21 protein-coding genes are annotated in these 25,683 nt (G+C 67.7%); 11 read left to right on the top strand and 10 right to left on the bottom strand.

Features of this window, described 5'->3' with window-relative positions:
* Positions 1 to 139: 139 nt before the first annotated feature.
* The 3 genes from F0U63_RS08250 (at position 140) to F0U63_RS08240 (ending at position 3,402) form a co-directional block, all read left to right on the top strand.
* Positions 140 to 988: a helix-turn-helix transcriptional regulator gene (locus tag F0U63_RS08250; protein ID WP_395845332.1), complete on the top strand. Its 849-nt coding sequence runs from the start codon at positions 140 to 142 to the stop codon at positions 986 to 988.
* A gap of 279 nt (positions 989 to 1,267) precedes the next feature.
* Complete coding sequence (locus tag F0U63_RS08245) at positions 1,268 to 2,293, top strand: aldo/keto reductase (RefSeq protein ID WP_395845331.1); 1,026 nt, start codon at positions 1,268 to 1,270, stop codon at positions 2,291 to 2,293.
* Positions 2,294 to 2,412: 119 nt separating this feature from the next.
* A complete protein-coding gene (locus F0U63_RS08240) occupies positions 2,413 to 3,402 on the top strand; it encodes an aldo/keto reductase (RefSeq protein WP_395845330.1) in 990 nt (329 codons plus the stop codon).
* 162 nt (positions 3,403 to 3,564) lie between these two features.
* Here F0U63_RS08240 and F0U63_RS08235 read toward each other — a convergent pair whose 3' ends face one another.
* The 3 genes from F0U63_RS08235 to F0U63_RS08225 all read right to left on the bottom strand — a co-directional run bounded on the left by F0U63_RS08235 (position 3,565) and on the right by F0U63_RS08225 (position 7,144).
* Positions 3,565 to 5,241 (bottom strand): tannase/feruloyl esterase family alpha/beta hydrolase, encoded by a 1,677-nt coding sequence (locus tag F0U63_RS08235; RefSeq protein ID WP_395845329.1) that lies wholly within the window; start codon positions 5,239 to 5,241, stop codon positions 3,565 to 3,567.
* Between the two features lie 400 nt (positions 5,242 to 5,641).
* Complete coding sequence (locus F0U63_RS08230; protein WP_395845328.1) at positions 5,642 to 6,043, bottom strand: hypothetical protein; 402 nt, start codon at positions 6,041 to 6,043, stop codon at positions 5,642 to 5,644.
* Between the two features lie 693 nt (positions 6,044 to 6,736).
* Complete coding sequence (locus tag F0U63_RS08225) at positions 6,737 to 7,144, bottom strand: VOC family protein (RefSeq protein ID WP_395845327.1); 408 nt, start codon at positions 7,142 to 7,144, stop codon at positions 6,737 to 6,739.
* A gap of 237 nt (positions 7,145 to 7,381) precedes the next feature.
* Here F0U63_RS08225 and F0U63_RS08220 point away from each other — a divergent pair, with 237 nt between their 5' ends.
* The 4 genes from F0U63_RS08220 (at position 7,382) to F0U63_RS08205 (ending at position 14,947) form a co-directional block, all read left to right on the top strand.
* Complete coding sequence (locus F0U63_RS08220) at positions 7,382 to 8,014, top strand: TetR family transcriptional regulator (RefSeq protein WP_395845326.1); 633 nt, start codon at positions 7,382 to 7,384, stop codon at positions 8,012 to 8,014.
* Between the two features lie 244 nt (positions 8,015 to 8,258).
* Entirely contained in the window at positions 8,259 to 12,596 is a 4,338-nt protein-coding gene (locus F0U63_RS08215) for a carbohydrate-binding protein (protein WP_395845325.1), read from the top strand.
* 1,083 nt (positions 12,597 to 13,679) lie between these two features.
* A complete protein-coding gene (locus F0U63_RS08210; protein WP_395845324.1) occupies positions 13,680 to 14,309 on the top strand; it encodes a helix-turn-helix domain-containing protein in 630 nt (209 codons plus the stop codon).
* A 335-nt stretch (positions 14,310 to 14,644) separates the two neighbouring features.
* Entirely contained in the window at positions 14,645 to 14,947 is a 303-nt protein-coding gene (locus tag F0U63_RS08205; RefSeq protein ID WP_395845323.1) for a hypothetical protein, read from the top strand.
* A gap of 138 nt (positions 14,948 to 15,085) precedes the next feature.
* Here F0U63_RS08205 and F0U63_RS08200 read toward each other — a convergent pair whose 3' ends face one another.
* Positions 15,086 to 15,586 (bottom strand): DUF2381 family protein, encoded by a 501-nt coding sequence (locus tag F0U63_RS08200; protein WP_395848338.1) that lies wholly within the window; start codon positions 15,584 to 15,586, stop codon positions 15,086 to 15,088.
* Between the two features lie 440 nt (positions 15,587 to 16,026).
* Here F0U63_RS08200 and F0U63_RS08195 point away from each other — a divergent pair, with 440 nt between their 5' ends.
* Together F0U63_RS08195 and F0U63_RS08190 are read left to right on the top strand one after the other, a co-directional pair.
* Positions 16,027 to 16,341 carry a hypothetical protein gene (locus tag F0U63_RS08195; RefSeq protein WP_395845322.1) on the top strand — a complete coding sequence of 105 codons (315 nt, stop codon included), beginning with the start codon at positions 16,027 to 16,029 and terminating at the stop codon, positions 16,339 to 16,341.
* Between the two features lie 198 nt (positions 16,342 to 16,539).
* Positions 16,540 to 17,556 carry a hypothetical protein gene (locus F0U63_RS08190; protein ID WP_395845321.1) on the top strand — a complete coding sequence of 339 codons (1,017 nt, stop codon included), beginning with the start codon at positions 16,540 to 16,542 and terminating at the stop codon, positions 17,554 to 17,556.
* A gap of 720 nt (positions 17,557 to 18,276) precedes the next feature.
* On the opposite strand, the gene F0U63_RS08185 is transcribed toward F0U63_RS08190, so the two are convergent.
* From F0U63_RS08185 to F0U63_RS08165, 5 genes are all read right to left on the bottom strand, one after another.
* Entirely contained in the window at positions 18,277 to 18,459 is a 183-nt protein-coding gene (locus tag F0U63_RS08185; RefSeq protein ID WP_395845320.1) for a hypothetical protein, read from the bottom strand.
* Between the two features lie 6 nt (positions 18,460 to 18,465).
* Positions 18,466 to 19,026, bottom strand: a complete 561-nt coding sequence (locus F0U63_RS08180) for a hypothetical protein (RefSeq protein WP_395845319.1) — start codon at positions 19,024 to 19,026, stop codon at positions 18,466 to 18,468.
* A gap of 414 nt (positions 19,027 to 19,440) precedes the next feature.
* Entirely contained in the window at positions 19,441 to 20,862 is a 1,422-nt protein-coding gene (locus F0U63_RS08175) for an alpha/beta hydrolase (protein WP_395845318.1), read from the bottom strand.
* Between the two features lie 141 nt (positions 20,863 to 21,003).
* Entirely contained in the window at positions 21,004 to 21,846 is an 843-nt protein-coding gene (locus F0U63_RS08170) for a transposase (RefSeq protein WP_395845317.1), read from the bottom strand.
* Positions 21,847 to 22,023: 177 nt separating this feature from the next.
* Positions 22,024 to 22,923 (bottom strand): haloalkane dehalogenase, encoded by a 900-nt coding sequence (locus tag F0U63_RS08165; protein ID WP_395845316.1) that lies wholly within the window; start codon positions 22,921 to 22,923, stop codon positions 22,024 to 22,026.
* Between the two features lie 166 nt (positions 22,924 to 23,089).
* Between F0U63_RS08165 and F0U63_RS08160 the strand changes: the two genes are divergently transcribed.
* On the top strand, positions 23,090 to 23,995 hold the full coding sequence (locus tag F0U63_RS08160) for a LysR family transcriptional regulator (RefSeq protein ID WP_395845315.1): 906 nt from the start codon (positions 23,090 to 23,092) through the stop codon (positions 23,993 to 23,995).
* A gap of 150 nt (positions 23,996 to 24,145) precedes the next feature.
* The gene (locus tag F0U63_RS08155; RefSeq protein ID WP_395845314.1) at positions 24,146 to 24,610 is read left to right on the top strand and encodes a hypothetical protein; all 465 of its coding nucleotides are present in this window, start codon (positions 24,146 to 24,148) and stop codon (positions 24,608 to 24,610) included.
* Positions 24,611 to 24,665: 55 nt separating this feature from the next.
* On the opposite strand, the gene F0U63_RS08150 is transcribed toward F0U63_RS08155, so the two are convergent.
* Positions 24,666 to 25,622: an alpha/beta hydrolase family protein gene (locus tag F0U63_RS08150; RefSeq protein WP_395845313.1), complete on the bottom strand. Its 957-nt coding sequence runs from the start codon at positions 25,620 to 25,622 to the stop codon at positions 24,666 to 24,668.
* Between the last annotated feature and the right edge of the window lie 61 nt (positions 25,623 to 25,683).

The following is a 25,683-nucleotide window of genomic DNA, read 5'->3' as shown; positions in this document are numbered from 1 at the left end:
CGCTGCGGGCATATCAGGCGCACTCGCTGCGGCAGCGGCTGCGCTGGACGGAGGCAACACTACCCCAATAGCGCCCCTCTCCTTCCTATGCTCCGACGATGTCCAACTATTTGCCGGACACTCCACTAGACTGCGGCCCGTGACCGCCGCGTCCCTGTCGTCTCCGCGCTCCGAGCTGGGGCACTTTCTCCGGACCCGCCGGGCGCGGCTGCGGCCGTGCGATGTGGGGCTGCCCGAGGGCGCGCGGCGGCGCACGCCGGGGCTGCGGCGCGAGGAGGTCGCGCAGCTCGCCGACGTGGGGGTGAGCTGGTACACGTGGCTCGAGCAGGGACGCGACATCCATGTGTCCGAGCCGCTCCTCGAGCGGCTGGCGCAGGCGCTGCGGCTGACTCCGACCGAGCGAGCGCACCTGTTTGCGCTCGCCCAGGGGCGGCCGGCGGCGAGCCCGCTGATCGCCCCGGCCGGCGTGAGCGAGACGCTGCAGCGGGTGATCGACGTGCACCCGTTCCCGGCGCTCGTGGCCACGATGCGCTGGGATTACCTCGCCTGGAACACGGCCGCGGTGAGGCTCTACGGAGATTTCTCAAAGCTCACGCCCGCGCTCCGCAACGGGCTCTGGAGACTGTTCACCGACCCGGACAGGCGCCGCATGATACCCGCCTGGGAGCAGAACGCGCGAGCCAGCGTGCAGCGCTTTCGCCTCGACGCGGCGCGCTCGGCCGACCGCTCGGCCTTCGACGAGCTGGCGGCCGCGCTGTCGCGGGTGAGCCCCGAGTTCGCCCGCTGGTGGGGCGACCATGACGTGGTCGAGGTGGGCGAGGGCTCGAAGGAGCTGATCCATTCGGACGTGGGGCTCGTGCGCTTCGAGTACGTGACGCTCACGCAGGCGGAGCCCGACGGGCGCGTGCTTCGTGTCACGTTCTACTCACCGCAGGCTGGCGAGAGCGAGGAGCGCACGAGGCGACTCTTCGGGCCGATCACAAGGTGAACGGCGCGCCGGTCCAGCGCTCGCTCACCGCCCAGAGCCGAATAGATTTCGGGATCCACCCTACCGAGGTCTCGGTCGCGAACGCGTCAACGTCGTCGAAGCCCACGAGGTCCGCGAGGACCGCGGGCTAAAGAAGCCCCAAGCAGCTACGCCTTCAGTCTGGTGGTGGCAGTCCCAGGATAAAATCTCCCTCTGGCAATCCTTTACGCCGGTCATATCGTGAGCGCCATGAGCAGGCCGACCGGGGCGTCCGGTGGCCTGCGTCAAGGAGAATTTCGCATGCGTTATAGACTGTTCGGCCGCACTGGCCTTTACGTCTCGGAACTCTGTTTCGGAGCGATGACATTCGGCGGGAAGGGCTTCTACGAGCCCATTGGTAAGACAGCCCAGGCCGAGGCCGACGAGCTCGTGTCAATCTCGCTCGAGAGCGGCATCAATTTCTTCGACACCGCTGACGTCTACTCCGAGGGCGAGTCCGAGAAGATCCTCGGCAAGGCCCTCGGCGCGCGCCGCAAAGACGTCGTGCTCGCCACGAAGGTGCGCGGCAAGGTCGGCACGGGTCCGAACCAGCAGGGCCTCTCCCGCGCTCACATCATGAGCGCCATCGAGGGCAGCCTGAAGCGCCTCGGGACCGACTGGGTCGATCTCTACCAGATTCACGGCTTCGACCCGGTGACCCCCTTCGACGAGACGCTGCGCGCCCTCGACGACGTTGTCCGTTCTGGCAAGGTGCGTTACGTCGGCTGCTCGAATCTCGCGGCATGGCAGCTCGCCAAGGCCAACGGCATCGCGGCGCGCCATGGTTGGGCTCGCTTCGAGTCATTGCAAGCCCACTACACGATCGCCACCCGCGATCTCGAACGCGAACTCGTGCCTCTCCTGAACGACGCGCAGATGGGCCTCATGGTATGGAGCCCGCTCTCCGGGGGCCTGCTGTCCGGAAAGCATGGTCGTGACGGCAAAAGCCCTGACGGCTCGCGCCGAGCCAGCTTCGACTTCCCGCCCGTCAACAAGGACCGCGCCTTCGACTGCATCGACGCGATGCGGAAGATTGGCGACGCCAAGGGCGCGAGCGTCGCATGCGTCGCGCTTGCGTGGCTGCTCGCAAAGCCCCACGTCTCCGCGATCATTGTCGGCGCGAAGAACGAGGAGCAGCTCAGGGACAACCTGAAGGCGAGCGACTTCGTGCTCGACCCCGCCGAGCTCGCCGAGCTCGACAAGGTGAGCGCACTGCCCGCCGAATACCCGGGCTGGATGATCGAGTTCCTACGCAACCAAGGCAGAGCGCCGAAGAACGCTCGCTAACGTCAACGTCCGTGTCCCTCACCTGGAAGCAGCGGGAAGCGAAGCCGCTACGGGCGGATCCGCATCCACTCGGGACCAGAGGCACATCCCCATTTTCCCTCTGAAAAGGAGAATCGTCAATGCAAAAGCGCAAACTTGGAGAACTCGAAGTCTCTGCCATGGGTTTGGGCTGCATGGGGATGAGCTTCTTTTATGGCTCGCCGCCCGACTCGACAGAGATGACACAGTTGCTGCGCGCTGCAGTCGATCGTGGCGTGACTTTCTTTGACACTGCCGAAGTCTACGGCCCATTCCTCAATGAGGAGTTACTCGGTTCGGCGCTAGCGCCTGTACGCAACCAGGTTGTGATCGCAACGAAGTTTGGTATCAAGCACGGCGAGCACGGGCCAAGCCCGCTCTCGGGCGTCGACAGCCGACCCGAACAGATCCGTCGAGTGACCGAAGCGTCGCTCAGGCGTCTTGGAACCGATTGCATCGACCTGCTTTACCAGCACCGTGTCGATCCGAACGTGCCTATCGAAGATGTAGCCGGGACAGTCAAAGACCTGATTACAGAGGGCAAGGTCAAGCACTTCGGTTTGTCAGAGGCCGGTGCAACGACCATTCGCCGCGCCCACGCCGTGCAACGTGTGACTGCGTTGCAGAGCGAATACTCGCTGTGGATGCGAGAGCACGAACTGGAAATCATTCCAACGCTTCAGGAGCTGGGTATTGGGTTTGTACCCTTCAGCCCGCTCGGCAAGGGTTTTCTTACTGGCAAAATGGACTTCACCACACCGTTGGCCGACAACGATCTACGCCGTCTGCTGCCCCGCTTCGCGCCCGAAGCCATGCGAGCCAACCAAGCGCTAGTCGACTTGCTCCAGCACATTGCTACCGCCAAACAGGCGACCCCGGCGCAAATCGCGCTTGCTTGGGTGCTGGCGCGGAAGCCGTGGTTCGTGCCGATCCCCGGCACCACCAAGCTGCATCGACTGGAAGAAAATCTGGGCGCTATCGACCTTGAGCTGACGTCTCGAGACCTGCAGAGCATCGAGGAAGCAGCCGCGCACATCCAGATCCAAGGAGCGCGCGTCCCAGAGAGCCTGCAGTCCCAATTCGGCCGATAGAGCGACAGAGCCATCTGCCAGTCCATACCCTGCGAACGCCGAGTTGTACTTCTTGTGAATCCGCGGCCCGCCCTCGCCCGGCGTTGGATGCGGCGGCGGCATCAGCTCCGGCGGCATCAGCGGACGCAAAGCGAGCCGCCCGCGCGCGGTCGATCGGCCGCGTCAGGGCGCCGCGCACTCGAACGATGCAGCGTCGTTCGGCTCTCCCGTCCCGCGATATCTCGCAAAGGTCGGATACCTGCAGAGCGGTCGAGTGCGCCCCGCCACGCCCGCCAGGTCCGTGACGACCTCGTCGTCACCAGGGTCCTTGCCGGTCTCGACCCACTTCTCGAGCGCGCCGAGACCATCCCACGACACCTGGAAGACGGTGCTGGCGGCGTGCTGGAACCCAGGAACCTCGTAGTAGCGCAGCATCGCGTCGGTGGCCGTCGCGCCAATCGACGCCTGCACTTCTTCCACGTAGCGCTCCGTCGTCCGCGGGCTCGTCAGCATGTCGCCCGTGCCATGAAGCAACAGAAGCTTTCCGCCCCGCGCGGCAAACCCACCCATATCGGCATCGCCCACGTCGAGCGCCGACAGCGCCTGCACGCGCGCGGCATAGGGGCCGAACGTCCGCACGTCGAAGGTCCGGTAGTCGAAGGACTGATCCTTGACGATGACGTGGCGCATGAAGCTGTCGACGAAGGCCGCCGCGAACGAATGGGTGAGCGGATCGACAGGAAAGCTCGGTGCGTGCGAGCCAAGGTCGACGGACTGTACGTGATGCTCCAGCGGCGAATCGGTCCCGACGCCCTGTGCAGCCGCGTACACGTTGTAACCAGCGAACTCGGTGTCGCCGTTGGCGAGCGGCGACGCCAGCTGTACGGGGGCATCGATGGTCGCGAAGGCGTGAATCTGCGCGTCAGACAGGCACGCGTCGCTGGTGTCCGCACCGCCCGCACACCGCAGCGCCGTCACATCGAACTGCTTGCTGCAGCTCACGACGTCGCCGACCACGCCGTCGGCCAGACCGTCGAGAGCATCGCATCTGGTCAGCACCGCGTCCCATACGAGCTTGCGTTTTGCCGCGTTCGGGAACGCCCCTGGAGCCGACAACGCCTCGACCATCGCGGTGAGGCCAAGCATCGTATTCATCACGTTGCGCGCCGGGTACAACACGAGCGCTCCATCCCAGTCGGTTGGAAAGCGCGCCGTCGCGAACAGCGCCTCGCGTCCGCCCGTCGAGCTTCCCACCGCGTAGAAATGCGCGGCGTCGCTCCCGTAATACGTCCGGATGATCTGGCCCGCGACGTCACGCACCTTCTTTGGGGCATCGGAGAGCCAGTTGCGGTATGCCTCCTCGTTTGCGAGCGCGGAGGCATCCGTGCCGGGCGAGGCGGCTGTCGATTGGTGTCCACCATCACTCGCGAACACGGCGTATCCGCGCGCGAGCGGCGCCGGTGCAAGCGTGTTGAGTGAGTTGCCCGTGACGTCGGGAATGACGCCGTCGAAACCACCACCACCGAGCCACACCGCCTTCTCGTTCCACTGAGTCGGTAGGGCTACTGCCAGGAGAATAGACGGTGCCCTCGAATCGACGGGGAACACCTCTGCGGAGACCAGGCAATGCTCCGGCTTCGTGACCTGCCCGTCGGTGCGCGCTGGAACCTCCACCGCCGATACGATTTTTGCGCCACTCGTGGGCAAGCCAATCTTGGCCGCTGTCAAACGCATCTTCGCGAGCCTGGCGCAACTTCTGGACTGGTCGTTTTCTCCAGACTGGTCGTCTCCGCATCCCAGGAGCTTGCCCGTTGTCATCCATACAGCGCACAGCACATGAATCCCGCGTCCGATCTTCATGCCGCCACTATTGCTTTGGAGCCAGTGGCCCTCAATGCGCATTCATGGTAATCTGCTTTTCATCCATGAAAACCGAACAGGCTGAACCGCGTGTCTTGATCGACATGATGCGCGCGGCTGCCCTGGCGCTCGCGGCGCCGCTCGAGGCGGTTCGGCCGTGACGCTTCAGCCGAGATGACGGCGAAGCTCGGCCTCAAGCTCGCGCACCACCACGCGCACCCGCGGCGTCTTCTTGGCGTCACGGTGAAAGACCAGATAGACCTCGACTGAAGTGAACCCTGGTCCATGAGGAAGATCACCGGATGGAGACCGACCCGGCGGCGTCTCATGACCGGGGGACGGGGGTGATATCCACTCCCTCCCAGGGAGGGGCGCCAGGGAGCCTGGGCCACATGGCTGTCTACGGCAGTACGACGACAGGACCTTCCACCACCCTCGGTTCCAAGGACTCCGGCTCTTCAGGGGTGGGATAAGAGAATGGCAACTGGACGCGAATCCCGTAGCGCCCCGGCGGCAGGGCGCCAGCGAGATGACTGACGCACCCGTCCCCTTTCTTGTCCCACCGGGAGACACGAGCGGCAAGGCTGAGGTTCGCCCTCAGGGTGCCTTGTGGCTCCAGGGTGACCCGGACAGGAAGAACCGGGCCACAGATCCCGCCCATGCCCAGGCACTCCTCCACATACTCCTGATCCACGCGTGCCTCCTGGCCCTCGCGATACACCTCGATATCGAAATCCATACAGCCCAATGGAATGTCGAGCTCCATGGGGGCACTCGTGAGGTTGGTCATCTTCACCGTCACGGGCGTCTCCGCACCCGAGCGTACCGAGACTCTCGTTGGAGAGAGTTCGACGCGCATGGCGGAGGCTGGAGGCGGCGGCTTCGGTCGCTCCCGGACGCTGCAGGCATCCACGATTTGATTGAGCTCGAGATCGGCCCCACGGCAGGGTCCCCGCTCCCCGGCGTCTCCCGACGCGACGCGCGGTGCTTCGCGTACGGACTGACTGCAGGCCATGCCGGAGAGGGACAGCAGCGCCGCACACAGCACGCTGAACACGGAGGGGGAATCCCAGACACCGGACAGTGGGATGGAGCTTGGACTGCGGGTCATCGACATGCATGCCTCCGGGTACTGCCCCTCGAATGGGGCGAGGAGGGAGGAGTACCCGACTGGTCTGACATGCGCTTGCTGTCCCTTCCTGTTCGTCAAGGCTCGCTCCGTGTCGCCGACGCATGGGTCCGGCCACGGAATCGGGACAGGCCCAGTGCCCTGGCGAGGCGGAGCTCCGGGAAGGTGTCAAAGGACTCGTGCCGACAACCTCACTCCCTACGAGTCGCCTGACACCCCACCCGCCAGAACGTGGACTGCGTGAGTCGATGGGACCAGCCACGCCTCCATCGTCGTCTGCATGCATGTGCCGATCACGGAGACGAGTTGGCCGTAGAAGAAGAGGCAGTAGTTGGCATTGGTCAAACGCCCTGAGATTCAGCCATTTCACTTCTTGTTAGCGTCCCATTTGGATTCCATGTCTTCCCGCGTGAGGATCTCGAACTGAACGCCGCCCGGCGTCCGTCCGAAGAAACGAGAGCCGCGTCCCATACGGTTGAACACTCCGGTTTCGAGTTTCACGCCAGCGCGCTTCAGTTGCTCATAGAGAGCGTCGACTTCGCGCCTGGTCTCGAATTCGAACCCGAAGTGGAAGTCCCTGTGCCAAGGAACCGTGTCCTTCATGGCTTCCAGTACGATGTCGTTCTCCCCGTGCTTCAGGAGAGCGCTTCCCGTGGCGGCGTCGACGAATTCGATCCTCGCGCCGAAATGCTCTTCGAAGAACTTCGCCTCCGTCGTGACGTCCACGGTGGGGAAGCTCATGTGGTTCAGTTTCATCTTGGATTGCAGATTCATCGTGTCCTCCGTAGGCGCGAAGTTTCCCGGTTCATCCGAGTTCGATGGCATCCCGCGCGCCCACACCGGGCGCGGGTTTCGCGACACGAATTGCAGGTGGAGCCGCGTCGGGTATGGCGGCGGCATGGGCAGTCAGGGTGGTCATGTAGGTCTCTGGTTGAGTTCAGCGCGTCCTTGCGCCCGAGTAGAAATACGACTAATCATTCAGGTTCGCGATTCGCATTGGGTTCGCCCGCCATGACTGAACGACGAAGTCCTCGAATTTCCTCGAGAAAAGAGCCCAAGCAGGCCCGCTCGACGGGACTCGTCGCCGCGGTTCTGGAGGCCGCAGTTCAGGTTTTGGCGAAGGAGGGGGCGCAGCGCTTCACCATGGCGCGGGTGGCCGAGAAGGCTGGCGTCAGTGTCGGGTCGCTCTACCAGTACTTCCCGAACAAGGCGGCGCTCCTGTTCCGGCTCCAGAGCGACGAATGGCGGGAGACGACCGAGTTGCTGCGCGTCATCCTCGAGGACGTCGAGAGACCTCCGCTCGAACGATTGCGCACCCTGGTCCACGCCTTCATCCGCTCAGAATGTGCGGAGGCCGAGGCGCGCGTGGCCCTCAATGACGCCGCCCCGCTCTATCGCGATGCGCCCGAGGCACAGGAGGCGAGAGCGTCGGGAGGCCGCACGATCCAGGTCTTCATGCAGGAGGCACTACCCAACGCATCCGAAGCGACGCGTGCCTTGGCCGGCGACCTGCTCACATCGACGCTGAGAGCGGTGGGGAAGCACTTCTCGGAAAGTCCTCGAACCCCTGCCGAGATCGAGGCCTACGCCGACGCCATGGCCGACATGTTTTGCGCCTACCTACGAGGCATCGAGAATGGATGAGATCGCCGCCCTCCGTCGGCACGAAAACACCGTCCGGCACCAGCGAGTGGAAGTGAGGCGTCACTTGCAAGGGAGCCGTTGGCCAGCACGCAGGCAACTACGAACGTTGTCAACCGCAGGCCGGGGTGCTTTGGTCGGGGCCTGCACAGCCCCTGCACCCGCGCCCGCAAGGGCAGCGGTGTAGGCCCGCCCCCCCCCCACGACTCCCGCGACCTTGACCCACGACGGCTCAGGAGGCCGACCGATGCGCTTCGAACCGCCACACCCCACGGCACCGCGACGCTCCCGAGCCGGCGCCCGCAGGCTCCTCGTCGCCGTGGGCATCGTGGGCATCGCGGCCCTCGTCGCCCCCCTCGCCGCATGCCGGCCCGCGGACCCGACCGGCCCGACCGGCCCGACCGACCCGACCGACCCGACCGACCCGACCGGCCCGACCGGCTCGGCGTGGACCCTGAGCACCACGGACCCGACCCGCGACTACTCCCCCACGTTCGTCGGCAACGGCTACCTCGCGGCGCGCGTACCGGCCGAGGGTGCCGGCTGGTCCAGCGCGCCGGTCCCCACCCAGGCGCAGGTGGCCGGGTTCTACGCCCACCCGCGGGGCGACGTCGAGATCCGGGCCAGCCTGCCCATGTGGACCTCGCTCGGCTTCTCCGACGGCAGCGGCAGCTACGGCGGCGGCCCGCACGCGGCCCTGTGCCGCTACGGCCTGGTCTGCGAGGCCGAGAGCGGGGAGCTCGCAGGCGGCGCGACCCGCGCGACCGACCACTCCGGCGCCTCGGGCGGCGCGTTCGTCGCCGGCTACGGCGACCAGGGCCACCCGGTCGTCGGCGCGCGCATGACGCTGCAGGTCACCGACGTGCCGACGACCGGAACCTCGACCCTGTGGGTGCGCTACGCCAACAGCGACGGCGGGGACGGGGTGCGTACGCGCAGCCTCAGCGTGTGGGTGGGCGGCACGAAGCAGGGCACGGTGGCGCTGCCGCCGACCGACGGCTGGGACAGCTGGTCCACCGCGACCGTGCAGGTCCCGCTGAGCGCGGGGACCGACACCGTCGCGCTGTCCTGCGAGGCCGGCGACGGGTGCATGGTCAACGTCGACTCCCTCGCCCTCACCACCGACGGCACACCTGCTCCTGCCCCTGGCAGCGGCAAGATCAGCGACTACCGGCAGACCCTGGACCTGTGGCGCGGCGTCCTCACGACCTCGCTGACCTGGACCTCCCCCGCCGGCCGCGTCACCGACCTGCGCTACGACGTCGTCGCCGACCGGGCGCGGGCGCACGTGGGAGCCGTGCGCCTCACCGTGCGGCCGCACTGGAGCGGGACCGCGAGCGTCACCGACGCCTTCGACGGGCGGGCGGTCCACGCGGCGGCGGTCTCCGGGACGGGGCTCGACCCCGCCCGCGGCCAGCTGCGGGAGACCGTGACGGCCGTGGGCACCGGAGCTGTGGCAGGCCTCGTGTCCACCCTCCGCGTCGGGGATGCGGTCACCCCGACCGCGCTCGTCGACGGGCTCGCGAGCTCGAGCGCCGCGCAGCGGGCCAGCTTCGAGGTGCGCGACGGGAGCACGTACACCGTCACGAAGTACGTGGGGATCGCGACCAGCGTCGACACCGACCGCGTCGACGGGCTGGCGCCCGTGGCGGCCGCGGCCCAGGCGTCCGGCGACGCCGCCACCGCCGGCTGGGACTCGCTGCTGCGCGGCCACGAGGCGGCGTGGGCCGACCTCTGGGCCTCCGACATCCGCGTCCCCGGCGACGACGCCCTGACGCTGCAGGCCCGCGCCAGCATGTTCTACCTGCTCGAAAGTGTCCGGTCCGGCGTCGACTGGAGCACCTCGCCGGGAGGCCTGTCCTCCGACGGCTACTCCGGCCACGTGTTCTGGGACATGGAGACCTGGATGTACCCCGCGCTGCTCGCCCAGCATCCGGACCTCGCGGAGGGTGCCACCGCGTACCGGCAGCGGCTGCTGCCGGGGGCCGAGGCGTACGCGACGGCAGGCGGCTGGCAGGGCGCGCGCTTCCCGTGGGAGAGCGCCTCGACCGGTGACGAGCAGACGCCGACGTGGGCCGACACCGGCAAGTACGAGATCCACGTGACGGCCGACGTCGCCCTGGCCCAGTGGCAGTACTACCAGGCGACCGGCGACGAGCAGTGGCTCGCCGACAAGGCTTGGCCGGTCCTCGAGGCCGCCGCGGACTTCTGGGCCAGCCGCGCCACCCGCGCCGACGACGGCAGCTACCACATCGACGACGTGATCGCGCCGGACGAGTACGCGGTGCGCGTCGACGACAACGTCTACACCAACGTCGCGGCCGCCTCCACGCTGCGCATCGCGACCGCCGCCGCGAAGACCCTGGGCCGGACGCCCGACGCGCGCTGGTCCACCGTCGCCGACGGCATCGTCGTGCCCTTCGACTCCGCGCTCGGCATCCACCCGGAGTACGACGGCTACCGCGGGCAGACCATCAAGCAGGCCGACGTGGTCATGCTGCAGTACCCCTGGGGCTACCCGATGCCGAAGTCGGTCGCGCAGGCCAACCTCGACTACTACGTGGGGCGCACGGACCTCGGCGGTCCGTCGATGACGGACGCGATCCACGCGATCGACACCGCCGAGCTGGGGACGCCGGGCTGCGCCTCGTACACGTTCCTCAAGCGCAGCGTGGACCCGTTCATGCGGGCACCGTTCGCCCAGTTCAGCGAGACCCGCGGCGGGGGCGCCTTCACCTTCACCACGGGCGCGGGCGGGTTCCTGCAGGAGTTCCTGTACGGGTTCCCCGGCCTGCGCTGGGATGCCGACGCCCTGCGGCTGGACCCGATGCTGCCGCCGCAGCTGCCGGGGCTCGAGCTGACCGGGCTCGCCTGGCAGGGACGCCGGTTCGACGTGAGCGTCGGGCCGAGGACGACCACCGTCACGCTGGTATCGGGGGCTCCGCTGCCCGTCGCCGTCGCCGGTGCCGCGGCGCGCACCGTCCAGACGGGCGGCTCGCTGACGGTCCCGACCCGTCGGCCGGACCTCGAGCCCACCTTCGACACCGCCCGCTGCGCAGCGGTGTCCGCGAGCTCCGCCGACGCCAGCTTCCCCGCGGTGGCAGCGGTCGACGGCAGCGTGACCACGCAGTGGCGACCGAGGACCGCCGGGGCGTCGCTGACCGTCGACCTCGGCAGCGCGAGGACGGTCCGCCGGGTGCGCGTGGTCTCGGCCACGGGGCGCACCACCGCATACAACCTCGCTGTCTCCGCCGACGGCAGCACGTGGACGCCCCTGGGCACGGTGGGCACCGCCGCCGACGCCACCAGCAGCGTCGTCACGGCACCCACGACCGCGCGCTACGTCCGCTACACGGCGGTGTCCGGCGTCACGCCCGAGGTCGCGAGCCTCGAGGTCAACGACACCTCGGTGCCCGACGCACCGACCGGTGTGACCGGCGTCCCCGGTGACGGGCAGGCGACGGTCTCGTGGACCGCACCGCGGTGGGACGGCGCCGAGCCGGTCGACCACTCCACCATCACCGCGTACGTCGGCGGCTCGGCGGCGGCGTCGGTGACCACGAGGGACGCGTCGACGTCGGCGGTGGTGCCCGGGCTGGTGAACGGCGTCGCCTACACGTTCGTCGTCACCGCCCACAACCGCCTCGGCGACGGGGCTGCCTCGGTCGCCTCGGCACCCGTGCAGCCCCGGGTGGCGCTGGCAGGCATCGACGCCGCCGTCGACCGGCTGGCCGCCTCCGGGCATGTGGCCGCGGGCACCGCCCGGAGCCTGCACGAGCTGCTCGCCGCGGCGATGACCGCCGACGCAGCAGGCGATGCCGCGACGACGCTGCAGCGCCTGCGGGCCGTGCGGACCGCGGTCGACACCGCGCCGGAGAGCGAGCTCGACGGGACCGCCCAGGCGCAGTTGGAGGACCTGCTCTTCCAGTGGCTGCACTCGCCGGCCGGGCTGGACGCGGTCGTGCACGAGCTCGCCGCCCTGACCCGCGGCGGGGAGGTGGCCTCGGCCACGGCCCGCGACCTGCAGGCGCAGCTGGCCTCGGCCACGGCAGCCCAGCAGGCAGGGGACTCCGCGCAGGTCCGCGCGGCGCTCTGGTCCGTGCGCGGCGTGCTGGCGGCGGCGAAGCCGAGCAATGTCAGCACGCACGCCCGCTCGGTCCTGCTCGCGCTGGTCGAGCCGCTGCTGGACCGGACCCTGGAGGCCGAGGACGCCGTGCTCGGCGGCGGGGCGTGCACGGCCACCGACCACGGGGGCTACACCGGCAGTTCCTTCGCCGCGTGCTTCGACCGGAAGGGCGCCGCCGTCGGGTTCCAGGTCGAGGCCGCCCAGGCGGGCACGTACGAGCTCTCCCTGCGCTACGCCAACGGGACGGGGTCGGACAAGGCACTGACCCTCACCGTGGGCGCAGCGCCGGCACAACAGGTCACTCTGCCGTCCACCGGCGTCTGGGACACCTGGGGCCTGCAGACGGTGCGGGTGGCGCTGCCCGCGGGAGTGACCACGGTGTCGTACGCGTACGGGCCCGAGGACAGCGGCCACGTCAACATCGACAGCCTCACCGTGCAGCCGCGCTCGGCGTCCTGAGCAGGACGGGCGGGCCGCGGGGACCGCTCCCCCAGCAGCTGCACCGGTTCTTCGGCAGCCAGGGCGGGCGCAAGGAGCGCTACGCGACGCTGCTCGTCGAGGCCCTCGCCCCGTCGGCACTGCCGGCACCGCTGCTGCACGCACTCGCCGGAGCATAGGAAGGACAGGAGCCCTCTTGGGCGTAGCGGGCGGGAGCAGAGCGGGAGGTGAGGGACGGTGACGGGGAGCCCATGAGCCGCACGCCGGGCCAGCGCAGAAGCCTTTCATCTCCAGCAGACACACGCCTGCCCAGCCCAGCCGCATTCCCACGAGGGGCGAGGCAGGGGCCTGGCTCTCTTTGCTGGCTGGGGCGGCTTGAGCTTCAACACCACACGCTCTGGGGCGGCCCTCGCGCAGGGGCCAGGTGCGCACTCGCCTTCGGCTACCCCAGGTGCTCCACAATCGCTCTCACCCCTGCTGCTCCCTTCACCTCCGCCAACACCCGCCGCCTGCCTCCACACATCTCTCAGGCGAACACTTCCACCGCGAAGGTCCTGCGCAGTCGTTCTGCCTGGTCCACTCGCAGCGTCCTCTCCCTCCTCGCTTCCTTCCTCGTCGCTGCCTCAAGCGCCACTCTCGCCTTCTCTCCTGCTTGGGGGACCTCGACGAGCTGTGTCTCCAGCGGCGTGCGCGGCGCGACGTAGCCGCCGAGGGCCGCCGCATCAAGCGCGTGGACTTGGCGGCGGCGTGTGGCCTGGGACGTCGTGCGGCGACGCTGTGTGGGTGGTGTGGAACACGCTGGCACTGTGCTGGGACTGATGCCCTGGCTCGGCAAGGCGGCGAGACCGCATGGATGAGAACATGGACAGATTTGTCCAGTAGGCAGGGTCACTGTTGACCAGGGGGACTGGTCTCACATGGCCAAATAAGAACGAGAACTTGAATAACATTGAACCTTAGGCCCCATGAGCCCAAGGATGCCCCTAACGGGTAGACACCGCTGTCCACGTTCCACCGCTTGGAAGGCGTCCCCCTGAGGACTATCAAGGGACCTGTTGGCGCACCACTCGCGCCGGCAGAGAGCTTTCGAGGAGCGAGATGGGAATGCCGAAGGAGAAGTTGACCAGGAAGAGGACGATGCCCACGCGCAAGGTCGTGGCTCCCGAGGCGGAGGCGAAGGCGGAGGCCTCCGCGCCCCAGAGCGCTGCGGAGGCCAAGACCCCCGCACCGACGGAACCTGCCCCCTCTACCGGCAAGGGCCGCGACAAGCGGAACATCGAAAAGTGGGGCCCGACCGCGTGGAAGAGCGGGTGGATGGGCGTGCCGAGCATTCTCATCACGCACCAAGCGCGCCTCGGGCTCGAGCCCAGCGACCTGAACGTCCTGCTCCACCTCATCGTGCACTGGTGGGAGCCCACCCGAAAGCCCTTCCTGGGCAAGAAGGAGATGGCCAAGGCAATGGGAGGCGTGAGCCTGCGCACCGTGCAGCGGGCGCTCTCGCGCTTGCGCAAGGCGAACTACATCGTCCAGCGCCCCCGGATGCGCGCCGACGGTTCGCACACCACCCCGGAGTACGACCTGACCGGGCTCGTCACGCGCGTAAGCGAGCTCGCCGAGGAAGAGATCAATCGGCGCACGGCGGAGGCCAACAACGCGCAGGGCGCACGGACGCGCCGAGGTCTGCGCAACAAGGCGTCCTCCAGCGCCCGGAGTGAAGACGCAGTCGCCGCATGATGTGAACAGGCCAGCGAGAGAGGGCTGTCCGGCCCGTTGAACCCTACGCGCTCACGGAGCCAAGCCTGAGCGGTTCAGCGCCAGGACGGACTGAACATGGAGAAGCGCAGGCGCCCGGCCGGAACGCGTCCCACGCAGGCTGGCGCTCACCTGCAAATTACCTCGCGGGAGTGGTGACTCGACGAGACCCGCAGACAGGTGAGCACCCATTCCAGAAAGGTGGTCAGCGAACGGCACCGCATCGGGAGCCGTGCGCCTTGAAGTCGCTTCATGGACACGCAGTCGACGAGTCGAAGACGTAGGACGGAAAGAGTCTTCCACGAAAGGGCAACGCAATGACGAAGAAGAAAGAGCGTGCGGTGACCGCGGCATCGATGAAGGTGAAGACGACCGCGCAGCAGGAAGGCGCCATCGGGTGGGCGAAGACGGCGAAGACGGTGTTCTGTCGGCTGACGCGACTGGTCCCGTGGGGGCTCGCTTTTGGAGCCATCCTCTACGGTGGAGTGACGTGCTCCGGCAGGGGAACCAAGAATCCGGATGGCCACCTCTCGTGGGAGTTCCTGGCGAAGGTGTCCGCTGGCGCGGAGGTTCATGGCGCCGCCGAATCACAGCCGCCTCAGGCGTCGAAGGAGCCGTGAACCGGGTGGAGGGCGGGCCCTGCTGAGCCCGCCCGTGCACGGCGTGCCGTGCTCAGCTGCTCAGAATCATCTGGATGTAGTCGACGGAGGAGTCGTCCCGAGGAAGGGTGTCCGAGGAAGGGTGTCCGAGGAAGGGTGTCAGACGATTCGTAGGAGACGAGGTGTCGGATCGAGTCCTTTGACACCTTCCCGGGAGCACTGAGCGAGTTCAGCCTCCAGCACCTCCGGGGAGCGTTGTATGCGTGCAACGTCCACCCGGGTGTCCACCACCGTGGGGTGGGAGACGAGCGCGAAGACGGCGAATGCGGGGGAGACTCCGTCCTTGTAGCGCACCCGCACGCCCAGCCGCTCTCCGTCCCCTGGAGGAACGAGGGGCTTGAGGAAGAGGGTGCGCTCGCCCACGTCCACCAGCCGGAAGCGCGTCCGCTGCCCCTCTACCTCCACTGAGGCCCTGTCGATGGGGACGTTGAAGACGAGGGTGGTGGCGATGCCGGCCGCCACCCTCACCTCCGGCACCGGCTCGTCAGGGCTGCTGGAGACGACAACTTGCCGCTCTTGGCGCTCGCGGGCCGGGGGGGCTGGGCCGCCGCGACCTCGTGGACGGCCAGGGTAAGTAGAGCCAGGAGATGAGCGGGCGATAGTAGTGCCAGGGCGGATGACCTCTGGAGTCGCACCGTAGCAGATACTCCCCCAGGACAGTGCTCACCAGAAACGCCTCTGGCCCTACGAAGATGCCGCGAAGCGGCTCACCGCTGCTCACCGAGCACATCCCCTTCCCGGGAGCTCTGGAGAAAAAGTCAAGACCAAACGATGATTGGACTTGACAGATATCTTCAGACATGAGAAGGTGCGCGCCCCCAAAAGGAGGGGACACAGTGCAACAAAAACCAGCTGTAAGGCTGGCTTCCGCGGCGCGGCAACGCCGCGGAAGCCTAATTAATCGGGAACCTTCACATACCAGGGACGGATGTGGATCGAGCCGATTTCGGACTAGTTATACACACGATTGGGGTACCGTCAAGCACCCCGACGGTATCGGGTGGTGGCTCCTTTCGCAGGCACGAAAGGACGGCCCCTGAATGCCACCGAAGAATCTCGCCGGTAAGCGCCTACGTCAGACGCGGGCGCGGGCCTTCATCGCCTGCATGGAGGCCTGCGGCTACGCCCCCATCCCCTACCGCGGCTGGACTAGGCGATTCAGGGCAGAGGGCGTCCGCGTCAAGCATGGGCCCATCTCCATCACGCACACCGGAAATTGGGCGCCCAAGCTGTACGTCGAGTCGCTCATCGCGAACCGCCGCCACGCGGGGTTCCGGAAGATCCCCTTTCACCTCCAGGTGAAGGCGGTGGTGTTGGATGTGATGATGGAGGAGCTGCTTACCCAAGCGCCCTGAGCTGCTGACCGGCGACGTCCACCGTGGCGTCGCCGGTCCCTCACGACCAAACGCCCCGTCCCGGCGCCTGGATGGGGCCTTCCTTCGCGTCCCATGGGCTTCCTACGGGACGCTTCATGCCCTTCCTAATCCCCTTAGGGGAATGGGTGGGCCCACCCTTTCGAATTCATCAACCGTTGGCGTTGACCGGTACGATAGATGACCCAGCCCACCGCACCCCGAATCCGCGACACCCTCAAGCGCTTCTTTCAGGAACTAGGCTTGCCTGCCATCCCCGCAGCGCTGTGGACCCTCGCCAACTGGTTCACGGCCACACCGCGCCCAGCTGTTACGACCGTCATCGGGCAGTTCGTAAGCGCTTTGTTCATCGTGTCGTGGTTCTCGGGCCACTTCCTTCGAATCCACAAGCAGCTTCGGGTCGACAACTCCCTGAAAGAGATTCTGAGCGGGGTGGACCAGATTCGGGACGTCGACAACTCCCTGAAGGAACTCCGAAGCGGGGTGGACCAGATTCGGGACAAAGTGCTGTCCCAGGAAGCAATCCCCACGAAGGAACTCCCGGCGACGGCAGCGACGACAGGTGCAGCAGCGATGACCGCCCGGGCCAGCATGACTACGGCGCCAGCGACGACGGAACCAGGACTGACGTCTTCGGCGGGCACACTACCGGTTCCGCCCCAGCCCGTACCAAGCGACGGCAAGCAGACTCAGCGGAATGTGGTCGTGACGTCTGCCCGTGGCCCGTCCACCGCTGACGAAATCATCGAACGGACTCTGCTCGCGGAAGCTGAGCAAACGATGATGTCGGGGCACGTTCGGTCGGCGTTGGTCATGGCGGGTGCGGCACTCGAGCAGGCGCTTCACACGTTCGCCGAAGCTCATAGGATTCCCGTCGGGAGGACCGATAGCGTCCCGGTGCTCCTCGACAAGGCTCGGAACCTCCTCGCTCCAGGCATGCGCGAGAAACTGAGGCAGGTCTGGCAGTTGCGGAACGCCGCCGCACATGGCTTCGAAAGGATCAGCCTCTCGCCGGTAGAGGTTTCTGAGCTCCTGCAGATCATCAAGAGCTTGTCGGGAACATTGATGTCGGCATCAGCCGAAAAGAACGAACGGTTCACCGGCGTCCCCTGCTTCCGATGCAAGCAGCCCACGATGGGATCCGGAATGGGTTCGAATCAGTGTGGGAACTGCGGGGCCGTCTCCGATGACGACTAAGCCCCCGGACATGGTTTCTGCCCACGTCGGAGTAGGCGCTGGCAGTTGCGCGCTAAAGCACATCGCCCACACCCAGCGGCCTCATGGCGGGGGTGGACAATATCTATGTCCGGGAGCTTAAACGCTCTCAGCATCGCTCCGTCTTACCTTGCGGCGCTCGCCTCCGACCTTGGGCGAGCGCCATTTTCTTGGCGGGTGGCGCTTCGGAGACCTCTTTGGTCGCGAGCCCTTACTCAACCAAACATGGTGGGGTGGACCGGCGAAGTCCCGTCGGGATGCGTACTTACGGTGTTGAATAATTATCTTTCCGTGAACGATTGTCCTTCTCGTTCACGGTCTGGGCCTGCCGCCTCGGGCCGGCGAAAAAATGGGTAAGGTCGAACTTCGAGTCCTTTGACACCGTCTCCGGACACCTCAGCGGGGACACCTCAGCGGGGCTTCGAGTCCTTTGACACCGTCTCCGGAAGCTCCGTCAGGGCGAGTGTCGGGGAAAGAACCCGGACCACGTGCTCAAGCTTGTGCTGGGGTCAGCGCGCGCCGGTAGTGCATGGCGACCGCGCCGCAGCGGAGCCAGAGAAGGTGTCAAAGAACTCGTCGGCCTGCCCACGTCGAGGGCGTGCTTGGCTCCAGCGCAGGGGCTCGCCCGGCGCGCGGGGTGTTGAGGCTTACACCACCCCAGAGCCAACAGGCCCATTCCTCTACCGCGCCCCCGTGCGGGTTTCACATCGTTCGGCGCCGAAGGCCCTCGAGTGCGGTCCGGAGGATTGGCTCCACGTAGCGGGTGTCGCCGTGGATTGTCGCGATGGCGTGGATCATGTCGAGGATCTGCTCAAGGGAGAGGTCGTCGCGGAGCTCGTTGGCGTGTTGTGCTGCGGCGAGCAGTGGATGGCCGTCGGCAATCACATCTGTCTACTCGCCCACGCTGGTGGGCGCGCGCTTCTTCTCGACGATGGGCACGTAGCACCGGCCCTCGGACTCGTAGAAGTCGCCGCAAGGCGGAGGCTGCTCGAGTCGCGCCCAGCAGGCGTCGTTGAGCGCTACGTTGGGCACCTCGCACGGTGGCGCCGCCTGGCCCTTCATCCGCTTGCTGGGCATCTTCTTGGCCACCACCCCGGCGTCGCCCTGGCCGGTGAGGATCCACTCCGGCACCGCCGTGTCCTCCACCTCCATCTCCGCGCGCGGGGCCGGGTCCTCGCTGAGCGTGAGCACGCCCCAGAGGGCGAGGCCCACGGCGATCGCCCCTACAGCGCGCGGGCCCCGCGTTGGAGGCACGTGCCACGCCGCGCGCACCACGCGGCCTCGAGTGGGTGCAACCCGTGGCACGACACGCACGGCCACGAGGAAGGGCACCAGGGTGCCCAGCTGACTCGCGCACTCGACCGAGACGAGGATGAGTCTCAGCCCGCTAAGCCCCTGCCGCCTGGCACTGATAAAGACGCGGGCCCACTCCCGCCTTTTCTTTGGAGTCATGTTGGCGAGGTGACTTAGCTCGTCGTGCGCGCCGGCGTCCACGGTCCACGCCCGCGGACACCGGCATTCAACAGGAGGGAGATGGGCCTCCGTGCGTCTCTCCGCTCCACGATGTCCGAGAACACCACGGAAGAACTGGCCGGAGACTCCAACTCCGAGAATCCGGAAGGGTGTCAGACGATTCGTAGGGCGGCCGCGAGGCCAACCTGGGGCGGGAGACCGGCGACGTCCGCAAGCTCCTGAAGCAACTGGCCCCCATCGACGCCAGCCTCCGCGCGCGGGAGGTGCCGAGGTTCACCACGAGCGACGAGGCCTGCTGGACGCGGTTCGGGCAGGGACTGTCGGCGGCGGAGCGGGCGCAGTTGCGGGGGGTGTTGGGGCGGTGAGTGAGGACGTAAACGCCGCGTGCTCCGCTCAGGGCGCCGGCGCGCTGAATTTCGGCAGTGCGAGAACGACCTCCGCCGGCAGGCCCGTCATGTCCCCCGTTCGGAGGTAGTCGAGAAACCGATCCAGCAGGTCCGGATTCTGGTCGGCCAGATCGTAGATCGCCCCATGGCCGCCGCGCCGGACGACGACCAGGCGGCTGTTCGGGAAGTAGGGCTGAATCTCCCGCGAATTTTCGATAGGCGTGGAGGTGTCCCAGTCCCCGTGAAGGAAGACTACGGGGATCGGGCTCTCTGCCGGAAGTCGAAGCGCGTCCCCGACGTCGGGCGTGGGCCACAGGGAAGCGGCGGCCATCGACGGAGCGAAACCCCAGGTTCCCAGGTATCGGACCGCAGGGTCATTGGCAAGGAGCCGACCACGGGTCTCCGAAACGTTCAAACTGGTGTCGATCAACGGACCGATCAGCGCGGACGGCGTGGCCTTCAGGGGCCGCCGACTGGCCGCGACCTCCTCGGCCCACGCCTCATACCGCCCCCGATGGATGTCGATGATGCGCGCCGGCCACTCCGACGGGCGGGCGACGAGGCTCAATCGGAAGTCCTCCGGGCCGAGCACGACCTGTTCGCCGGACTTCAGCCGGACGGTGACCGCCGCTTTCTCGAGGCGGGCCAGGATTTCGTCGACGGCTTGCCGGAAGCCGCCCCGCGGAAGCGACGCCCGAAGGCGTGGATCGGCCTCCGCCTCCGCGGCGATCCGCATCAGGGCTGCCCAGACGTGGGACGGCATGTCGTAGCCGTTGTCGAGCGGCTCGACGCCCGACAGGAGCACGCGGCTCACCGTCTCCGGATGAAGCCGCATGACCGCGAAGCTCCACTGCGATCCGTAGCTGAGCCCGAAGAGGTTGATTTTGGCGTAGCCGAGCGCCCGGCGCAGGTCGTTCAGGTCCTCGACGCACTGGATGACGGTGTAGCCGGCGAGGTCATGATCCGGATAGCGGGCCAGCGCCCGGCGAACCACGGATGGAGCGGCCTCGAGTTCATCACCCAGACGCGCCGGCCGATCCAGCGGCTGCCCATCGGGGTTGTAGTTGAAGCCCAGCCGCTCCGAGGGGCCCGACGCGCCCCGTTGGTCCATGACGACCACGTCGCCCGCGCGCCGGAAGCGAAGGACGTCGCCGCGTTGCCTGCCCGCGCCGAACCAGTCCAGCCCGGACTTCGTGAAGGCTTCGATATAGCTGTCGCCCGGACCGCCCGGCAGCATGAACACCGGCGGCGTTCCCCAGGGGGCCGTTCCCTTGATCCGCATGTAGCGGACCGCGATCAGCCGGCTGCCCGGCCGGGCGCGGTTCTCTGGCACATAGATGTGGCCCAGCTCATAGCGGACGATCGACAGGCCGGAGAGCAGATAGCGGGTGCTCGTGATGATCAGCATCGCCGCCAAGGCCAAGGCCATCGGCCACCGCCTGGTCCTCACGCTCTCATTCATGCAAGCCCCCACGGCGCAGGTTCGGCGCCGCCATCACACGGAATCGGACGACACGCCCGAGCTTCGCCAGCCTACAGCGCGGGATAGGTGTCAAAGAAGTTGAAAGACTCAACCCGGCACCACTCGAGGAGGGAAGGCGAACCGAGGGAAATGAGCCAAAAAATCCCCCCGTCTCCACCGAGCCGCTGCCTCGCGGAACACCGCGACGAAGGCACGGTACTGCTCACGCAACTCTCTCAGCGCCTGTCGCGTGGAGGCATGCCCCAGTGGCCGCGGGCTGCGTTTGAGTCGCTCAGGCCGGGTATGCGGGTGCTGCGCCTGCACGGCCTGAGCCCCCAGGGCCGGCTTGCCTCGCGCACGCGCTTCGGCTTCCACCTCCTGGAGCAATTCCCGCACCGCGCCCTGCCTCTCTTCTTCACTCTTCCCCACCCAACACGGCAGCGGCGCTACCTCCAACTCCACCGGCTCGGCCCACTGCTCGGCGAACCGCCCCTCCCCCTCCTCCCTGCTCCCACTGCCGCGTTTGCTCCAGCGCTTCGTCCAGTTGAACCCATGGAAGAGCCGCCGCGCCGCTCCCTGCAACTGCGGCAGGCACGTGAGGCCCGGCCACTGGGCGCACTTCTCCACCCATCCTTCCTTCACTCCATGGGCGAGCACGTAGCGCAGCCGGCCCACCAGCGCCGTGTCGTCCAGTACCGGCTCGGCCGAGTAGCGCCTCTCCCAGAAGCCTCCACTCCAGTCCACCCACCGCCCCACCTTCTTGGAGAGATTGGCTCTCAGGTACTGCATGAAGGAGGCGAGGGACGCACCACGAGCCCACACCAGCAGGTGGAAGTGATTGGAGGCGAAGGTGAAAGCGTGTAGCCGCACGCCGCCCGCACTGTGTTGCACCGCTTTGGCCAACACGCCTCCCACCACCTCGTTCACCTCCAGGCTGGGGCGCAGCAGCATTCGCCCCTGGAAACACCTGGACGTGACGAAATAGTAGCCTTCCTCCTGGAACATCCTCAGCGGCCAACCCATCCCCTCCCCCGCAAGACCTCGGAAAGACTTGGAAGGCCGTCGTTTGCCCCGTCCAAGCCGAGTCTCATTCCCCACTCGAGTCCCGGTTTCGAATCCCTTGACACCTCAGCGGCGCGAGAATCGCGGCCTTGCGACAGGGCGGTTCGAAGCGTGGCCGGGATGGCGCTCAAGCCAGCGGGCAATGGCCTGACCGATGTCGTCGGGCAGATCCTCGCTGGCGTGGTGGCCAGCCGGGCCGAGCGCCACCACCTCGAGCACGGCGAACGTGTTGCGAGCCCACTCGACGGTGGCGGGGGAGCCGAGCGGCGTCGGGCTGTCGAAGGTGAGTAGCAGTTTGGGCACCGACCGCGACGCCGCCATCCAGTCGACGTAGCGGTTCAGCACCGCCATCATCTCCGCCGGCTGTCCCTCGATGGGGAGTTCGCGCGGCCACGCCAGCAGTGGGCGCCGCGAAGCCGGGTCGGGATAGGGCGCGTAGTACACCGCGACCTCGGCATCGGTGAGGCCACGCTTGACGCCCGCGCCCAGCGAGCGGGCCAGGAATTGGTTCTGCTCCAGCACCAGGGTCTCTCCCACGCCGGCAGTGCGCAGGTTCTTGAACAGCTCGGCGCCCCGCGGCGGGTAGTCGCTCCACTCGAGCGAGCGCAAGAAGGTCTCGAACACGACCAGGCCGCGCACCCGCTCGGGGTGGCGGGTGGCCCAGTCCATGGCCAGAGAGCCGCCCCAGTCGTAGCCGACCAGCACGACGTCGTGCAACTCGAGGGCGTCGAACCAGGCGTCGAGGTAGCGGGCATGGTCGGCGAAGCGGTAGGCGATGTCGGGCTTGCCTGAGTCGCCCATGCCGATCAGGTCGGGTGCCAGCACGCGCTGGCGCCCGGCGAGGTGGGGGATGACGTTACGCCAGACATAGGACGAGGTCGGGTTGCCGTGGAGCAGGACCACGGTGGGGCCGTGGCCGGCTTCGCGGTAGGACATGTGGGAATCGAGGACGTTGACGTCACGCATGGTGGTCTCCGGAGGCGGGGAAGCGGGCGAGGTCGCCGCACGCAGACAAGCCGTGAGGGCGACCAGGAGGAGCAGGGGGAACAGCTGCATTTCGCGCATGACCACACCCTGGGGCCGCTCGTTATTTTCGACCAGTGATGATTCGTGACGTCTATCCTCACCAACCGTGAGCCTTTCCGCCCTCGACCTCAACCTGCTCCTGGTGCTCGACACCGTGCTCGCGGAACGCAGCGTGGTGCGCGCCGCCCGCCGCCTCCACGTCACGCCCTCGGCGATCAGCAACTCGCTGGCCCGCCTGCGTGCCGCGCTCGGCGATCCGCTGATCGCCCGCAGCGGCCGCGGCATCGTGCCCACCCCTCGCGCCGCCGAGCTGGCGCCAGCGCTGGCCCGCGCCCTCCGCGACCTCGAACAGGCCGTGCACGGCGCCACCTTCGAGCCCGCCACCACTACCCGCCAGTTCTCGCTCGCCATCGCCGACGCCGGCCAGGTGGTGCGGCTGCCCCGCCTCGCCACGCTGATGGCCGCCGAGATGCCGCGCGCCAGCCTGCGGGTGGTCGGCATCGACACACTGCTCTCTGGCGGCGGCCTGGCCAGCACCGAGGTCGACGTCGCCGTCGCGGTCGGCGAAAAGGGCCCCGGCATGCACCTCGAGCCGCTGTACCGCGAGCGCACCGTGCTGGTGGCGCGCCGCGATCATCCCCAGGCCGGCGACCGCGTCTCCAAGAGCGTGCTGGCCGGCCTGCGCCACGTCGAGGTGCAGGTGGCGCCCGGCAAGGGCTACCGCGAGCTGCCCGGTGCCTATGCTCGCCTCGGCATCGCCCGCGACGTCGCGCTGATCGTACCGAACTTCACCGCCGCCGCGGCGGTGATCGCTGGCAGCGATCTGGTTGCCACTCTTCCCGCCTCACTCGTCGCCCGCCTCGGCCCACGCCTTGGCCTGCGCACCGTGCAGAGCCCGGTGCCGCCGCTCACCCTCACCCTCAACCTGTGGTGGCACGAGCGCACCCACACCGACCCGGCCATGATCGCCTTCCGCGACCTCATCCGGCGCGCCGGACCAGGAACGCCGTGAACGTCCCACAATCTCTATTTGAGCATAGGAAGGACAGGAGCCCTCTTGGGCGTAGCGGGCGGGAGCAGAGCGGGAGGTGAGGGACGCTGACGGAGGCCGCCCGAGCACTGCTGCTCAGGCCGCGCTCCCCTCAGGGGAGAGGCAGTGGGCTTGGGCCTGTGGGCAACCGCGGCCTGGCGCTCAACACCACGCGTGGGGGAGCTCACGCTGCACGAGGCCCTCACGGGACGGCGTGTCTTCCAGGACGAGGATCTCTCCAACACGGTGCGCGCCACCCCACCCCCCTTCCTCGTCCCGCCCTCGGTGCTCCGCCCGGACGTCCCTCCCGCGCTGGATGCCGCCGTCATGGGCCTGCTCGAGTGGAACGTGGAGGCGCGCACGGAGCGGGGCCAGTGGGTGCGCGAGCAGTTGTGTGCCCTGACGGGGAGCTTCGCGCCCTTTCCCCACGGGCAGCGGGAGCTGGGCCAACTCGTACAGGATGCCCTCGCGCGCAAGGCGGGCCTCCTGGCGGAGCGGAGCACGGCGCCGGAGCGCCGCACGGAGGGCAGCGATCCCCCGGCGCGAAGCGAGGAGCCCACGGCGAAGATGCCGGGGAAGGTGTCAAAGGGTTCGTAGCCTACAAATCGTCTGACACCCTTCTCTGCGCTGAGCGCGCCCCACGGACTGGCGTCTACTTGGACTCCACCCGTCCGAGCGGGCTGGCCGCGTCCGCCAGTGCGTTCTGGGCCTGCTGCCAGGCGGAGTCTCCGGGGTAGAGCGCGGTGCGGAGAAAGGCCCAGGAGAGCCGCTGAACGACGGCCACCCGCTCGGGACTCTCGTCCGTGGTCTCGGCGACGTCGTAGCCCGAGACTCCGCCCAGTCCGTGCTCCCCGTCGAACAGGGTGAGCAGGGACTTGGGGCCCGGGGCGAGGACATAGGGGTCGGCGTGCCAGGGGGCGCCCGCGACCGTCAGGTGGGTGGAATCGTCCTTGTCTCCGGCGACCACGAGCGCGGGCGCCGTCATCGACGAGAAGTCGATGCTCTTGAAGAAGGGGTAGTTCTCGGCCGCGAACGGACTGAGGGCGTCGCCCCGGCCGGGCGCGGCGAGCAGCACGCCCGCCTTGATGCGGGGCTCGGTGAGGCGCACCTCCTTTTCGCCCTCGACATCCAGGAGCCGCGCGCCCAGCAACACGCTCGCGGTGTGTCCGCCCATCGAGTGCCCGATGACGGCCACCCGGCTCCGGTCCACGCGTCCGGCGAGCGTGGGGACGGCGCGCTCGAGCGTGTCGAGCTGGTCGAGGATGCGCGTCATGTCCTGGGCCCGCGAGCGCCAGAACAGGGGCGCCTCGGGGTCCTTGGAATCGCGGGTGACCGCCGCGAGCGTCTTCGAATCGAGGTGGGTGGGCTGGATGACGACGAAGCCGTGGGCCGCGAAGTACTGGGCCAGGGGCGCGTAACCGTTCAGGGAGGAGAGGTGGTTGGAGCGGCCGTGGCCGTGCGACATCAAGAGGATGGGCAGGGAGTCGCCGGTCACGGGCGCGGAGACCCGCACCTGCAGGTCGACGACGCGGCCGGGCGCCGGCAGCACGAGGGGGCCGACCGAGAGGACCGGCGAGGGGGTGTGGGAGGTGGCAGTAGGTGCGCTCATGATTCGTAGCTCCTGTCGTGGGCTCGGCCCGGTGAAGAGGCGTGGGAGTCGAGTGAGCGAA

Source organism: Cystobacter fuscus (assembly GCF_044360685.1).
Classification (GTDB): Bacteria; Myxococcota; Myxococcia; order Myxococcales; family Myxococcaceae; genus Cystobacter; species Cystobacter fuscus_C.
This window is presented reverse-complemented; position numbering and strand designations above follow the sequence as displayed.

What these genes read in the sequence shown, in the direction of transcription:
- F0U63_RS08215 (WP_395845325.1), top strand. Translation starts at nt 8,259, where the DNA reads ATGCGCTTCGAACCGCCACACCCCACGGCACCGCGACGCTCCCGAGCC.
- F0U63_RS08235 (WP_395845329.1), bottom strand. Translation starts at nt 5,241, where the DNA reads ATGAAGATCGGACGCGGGATTCATGTGCTGTGCGCTGTATGGATGACA.
- F0U63_RS08225 (WP_395845327.1), bottom strand. Translation starts at nt 7,144, where the DNA reads ATGAATCTGCAATCCAAGATGAAACTGAACCACATGAGCTTCCCCACC.
- F0U63_RS08240 (WP_395845330.1), top strand. Translation starts at nt 2,413, where the DNA reads ATGCAAAAGCGCAAACTTGGAGAACTCGAAGTCTCTGCCATGGGTTTG.
- F0U63_RS08205 (WP_395845323.1), top strand. Translation starts at nt 14,645, where the DNA reads ATGACGAAGAAGAAAGAGCGTGCGGTGACCGCGGCATCGATGAAGGTG.
- F0U63_RS08220 (WP_395845326.1), top strand. Translation starts at nt 7,382, where the DNA reads ATGACTGAACGACGAAGTCCTCGAATTTCCTCGAGAAAAGAGCCCAAG.
- F0U63_RS08190 (WP_395845321.1), top strand. Translation starts at nt 16,540, where the DNA reads ATGACCCAGCCCACCGCACCCCGAATCCGCGACACCCTCAAGCGCTTC.
- F0U63_RS08180 (WP_395845319.1), bottom strand. Translation starts at nt 19,026, where the DNA reads ATGACTCCAAAGAAAAGGCGGGAGTGGGCCCGCGTCTTTATCAGTGCC.
- F0U63_RS08150 (WP_395845313.1), bottom strand. Translation starts at nt 25,622, where the DNA reads ATGAGCGCACCTACTGCCACCTCCCACACCCCCTCGCCGGTCCTCTCG.
- F0U63_RS08245 (WP_395845331.1), top strand. Translation starts at nt 1,268, where the DNA reads ATGCGTTATAGACTGTTCGGCCGCACTGGCCTTTACGTCTCGGAACTC.
- F0U63_RS08210 (WP_395845324.1), top strand. Translation starts at nt 13,680, where the DNA reads ATGCCGAAGGAGAAGTTGACCAGGAAGAGGACGATGCCCACGCGCAAG.
- F0U63_RS08195 (WP_395845322.1), top strand. Translation starts at nt 16,027, where the DNA reads ATGCCACCGAAGAATCTCGCCGGTAAGCGCCTACGTCAGACGCGGGCG.
- F0U63_RS08165 (WP_395845316.1), bottom strand. Translation starts at nt 22,923, where the DNA reads ATGCGTGACGTCAACGTCCTCGATTCCCACATGTCCTACCGCGAAGCC.
- F0U63_RS08170 (WP_395845317.1), bottom strand. Translation starts at nt 21,846, where the DNA reads ATGCTGCTGCGCCCCAGCCTGGAGGTGAACGAGGTGGTGGGAGGCGTG.
- F0U63_RS08175 (WP_395845318.1), bottom strand. Translation starts at nt 20,862, where the DNA reads ATGGCCTTGGCCTTGGCGGCGATGCTGATCATCACGAGCACCCGCTAT.